This window comes from Xenorhabdus eapokensis, from assembly GCF_001908105.1.
The window spans coordinates 1-3,045 of record NZ_MKGQ01000081.1 but is presented as its reverse complement, the minus strand read 5'-3'; the positions used below and the strand labels follow the sequence as shown (position 1 = coordinate 3,045).

The 3,045-nt window shown below is 38.6% G+C and carries 4 protein-coding genes and 1 pseudogene; 4 read left to right on the top strand and 1 reads right to left on the bottom strand.

All coding sequences use genetic code 11. From position 1 onward, the window contains the following. Window positions 1-84 precede the first annotated feature (84 nt). The 4 genes and pseudogenes from Xedl_RS26000 (at window position 85) to Xedl_RS19180 (ending at window position 2,006) form a co-directional block, all read left to right on the top strand. Window positions 85-294, top strand: coding sequence for a hypothetical protein (locus Xedl_RS26000; RefSeq protein ID WP_143187490.1), 210 nt, complete (start codon window positions 85-87; stop codon window positions 292-294). Further along, window positions 278-745, top strand: a complete 468-nt coding sequence (locus tag Xedl_RS19195) for a hypothetical protein (protein ID WP_074025305.1) — start codon at window positions 278-280, stop codon at window positions 743-745. Before Xedl_RS26000 ends, Xedl_RS19195 begins: the two co-directional genes overlap by 17 nt. Before the next feature lie 102 nt (window positions 746-847). Beyond that, window positions 848-1,521, top strand: a pseudogene (locus tag Xedl_RS19185) (IS1 family transposase). Between the two features lie 32 nt (window positions 1,522-1,553). Continuing rightward, window positions 1,554-2,006 (top strand): hypothetical protein, encoded by a 453-nt coding sequence (locus Xedl_RS19180; RefSeq protein ID WP_074025303.1) that lies wholly within the window; start codon window positions 1,554-1,556, stop codon window positions 2,004-2,006. Between the two features lie 333 nt (window positions 2,007-2,339). On the opposite strand, the gene Xedl_RS19175 is transcribed toward Xedl_RS19180, so the two are convergent. Then, a partial coding sequence (locus Xedl_RS19175; RefSeq protein ID WP_143187489.1) for an AAA family ATPase occupies window positions 2,340-3,045 on the bottom strand: 706 nt, incomplete at its 5' end.

Here is a 3,045-nt window from a genome sequence, read left to right as displayed (position 1 = left end):
CAGTCCATTTTGGGATTTTTTTTGATTTGGCGATTAATCAGATCGCAAAAATTGGACTGAGTTCCCTCCAAGTGATCTACTATTTTGAAAGCTTATTTAGATGATTATACTGAAGAAAAAGAATTTTGGTATATGAGTCCTGATCGACAGAGAAAAATAGAATGGAACCCAGTAGGACATAAGAACACTAATGAGGGACCACATGTTACTGTCAGGGACTTTGATGGGACTCGTTATTCTGTAACAGATAAAATTTTTATAAAAGGTAGAGATAAGTATGATGGAAAACCATAAAAAATATACTATGAAACAAGCTAACGATATTTTGTATCCTATATTAGGTGGAGATATATCAGTATTAGAACATATTGATTTTCCTCAAGATGGTAGATATAAATTATTAGATGAAGTAGATGGTTGGGAGCGTTTGGATGATCATGAAATATTAAATAGAACCTTATTTAAAGAATACATTTACAATGATGTTTATATAATAACCGATCTTTCCTATTCAAAGGATGAGGTTTATTTTATAAAAAAAGAAAACATTAGCTCATTTATTGATTTCTATCGCAAGTTAAATTCTCAATGTTTCTTCAATGGGGCGACTTTTTTTATTTCACCATTGGATAAAGTCTTACTTGAATTTAATGATGATGGTTATGTTTTTTTACATAAACTACCAATATTATTAGATGATAAAGGAAGAGAATTAATGTTGAAATATAAAGGTATTGTTTATTAATTTAAATTATCTGACGGGCAATAAATTAAATTTATTGCCTCATTAGGTCATAACATCAATTTGTTGAATCATGTATAGTATGTCTATTTGGAGAACATTCAGATGGCAAAGATTGATGTGACCTGCCCATCTTGTTGTGCCGTTAAAGGGATCCACCGTAATTAGCACTCTCGCTCTGGTTATCAACGTTATCTTTGCCAGTCCTGCCGTCATTCTTGGCAACGGGAATTCACTTATGCCGCTTGTCGTCCCGGTACACATCAGCAAATTGTCGATATGGTCATGAATGGAATGGGATGCAGGGCGACAGCGCGTGTGATGGGGATTGGTCTGAATACTGTCCTTCGCCATTTAAAAAGCTCAAACCTAAATCGGTAACAGAAGCCATTGCTCCCGGCACTGAAGTGATTGTCTGTTGCGAAATAGATGAGCAGCGGTCGGACGTGAAGTCAAAGAATCAGCCCCGTTGGCTCTTTTATGCTTACGACCGGATCAGACGGAAAGTGACCGCTCACGTTTTTGGCCCAAGAACAAAGAAGACATTGATGCGTCTGATGGTGCTACTGGTTCCCTTCAACATTGTGATCTATATGACCGATCTGGCGGGGAAACTGCATGTGGTCAGTAAGCATTATACACAACGCATAGAGAGAACTAATCTGAATCTTCGTCAACACTTAGCAAGACTGACTCGCAAGACGTTGTCTTTTTCAAAATCTATAGAAATACATGACAAGGTCATAGGGTATTATTTAAACATTCATCACTATCAATAATGATCTGGTAGTGAGCTAAATAGGATTAAGTTATGTTTGACATTGTAGTAAAAAATTCTGTTATTGAATTTTTCGAAGAGCCAGCTTTACCATCGTCAATCATTATTGATGATTTTAAAGAGGAATTCCATCTACCAATAACCTATTGGAATATACATGATTATAAAAAAAGTTGGCTGAAATCTCTTAAAGAAGGCCTATATAAAAAAGATCATGCTGCATTAGCTGTCTCTATGTATGAACCTAGTAGTGTCAATTTTATTTTTATATGGATAATTTATTTCAAAGAACAAGAGATTTTTATACAAAATCAAACTTTATTTATAGATGATTGCCCCGGTTTTTCTCCTGATAGAATAAATGATTTCATAGAGCCTCGCTATACAGAAACTGAGGATGGGAACAAAATATCTGAATGGAAAACAGATCTAAATAGTATATTGAATTTTTACAAAAAATTAGAAAGGGAACTTGGACTCATATGATAAGTGAAGTGGCACAATCATTTTGATCGTTCAGATTGATACTGACGCGCTGCGCTTGTCATCTCCGTGTTACCGGGCTAATACATTAACCCGGCAGCACGGAGAGCTGAAAAATACCTGCCAGAAAAAATATTTCCTCACCTGCGCCTCATTTTTCTCCTCACTTTTTATTTTCCTCACTGTGAAAACAGGTGAGGAATCGATAATTTTTTATCCTTAAAAATCAACGTGTTTTGTGCTCCTCACTTTTTCCATATATATGCGAGAAAAGTGAGGAAAACGGTGAGTAGTAAAATTTCTCTCCTCACCGTTCCTCACTTTTTGACTCACTTTTTAATCTTTATTGTTCTGGTTAATAATCGTGAGTTCCTGCCCGTGGCGGGTAATCATCCCGTCCTGTTCTAACTTGGTTAACCAACGGCTGAAATTCTTCACATTCACGCCCATCGATTTTAAATCATCACGCACAAGGGCAATGCTGCAATGCTCTTTTAAGGCGGTACGAGACCGGATGCATTGCCATAATACCGTATGATTATCGGTTTTATTGGAAACGCGTTCAATTTCTTCCTCCTCAACCGGATCACGCGGACTGTCAACCAGAACCAGTGAGGTAATATCCTCACCGTCTTTATCGGTAAAGAGTTCAACCACACGCATGTCATAGGCTTTGGTTTCCGGTTCTTCGGCATCTTTCATTTTGGTGCAGGTGATAACCAGCGCACCGCCTTTTTTCCCCTCCCGGTTGATTTTGTATTCAACATCCAGCGCCGCACGAAAGGCACTGGAACCTCTTGCGCCTTTGCTTTCATCCTTGCCGGAATGGTGAACCACGAGAATGCTTGCGCCTGTTTTAGCTTTCAGCTCGTCACAACCCCGGACAAACGCGCCCATATCTTTTGAATCATTTTCATCAGCGCCGCCAAAACAGCGGGCTAACGTATCCAGAATAATCAGGCGTACCGGTTCACCTGTTTCAGACTCAACTTGTTGGGCGGCAATCACCAGTTCATGCACTTCGGCAGGCGAGGCCGGAAAG

Coding starts and splice junctions, on each gene's coding strand:
- Xedl_RS19195 (WP_074025305.1), top strand. CDS start 278: ATGATGGAAAACCATAAAAAATATACTATGAAACAAGCTAACGATATT.
- Xedl_RS19180 (WP_074025303.1), top strand. CDS start 1,554: ATGTTTGACATTGTAGTAAAAAATTCTGTTATTGAATTTTTCGAAGAG.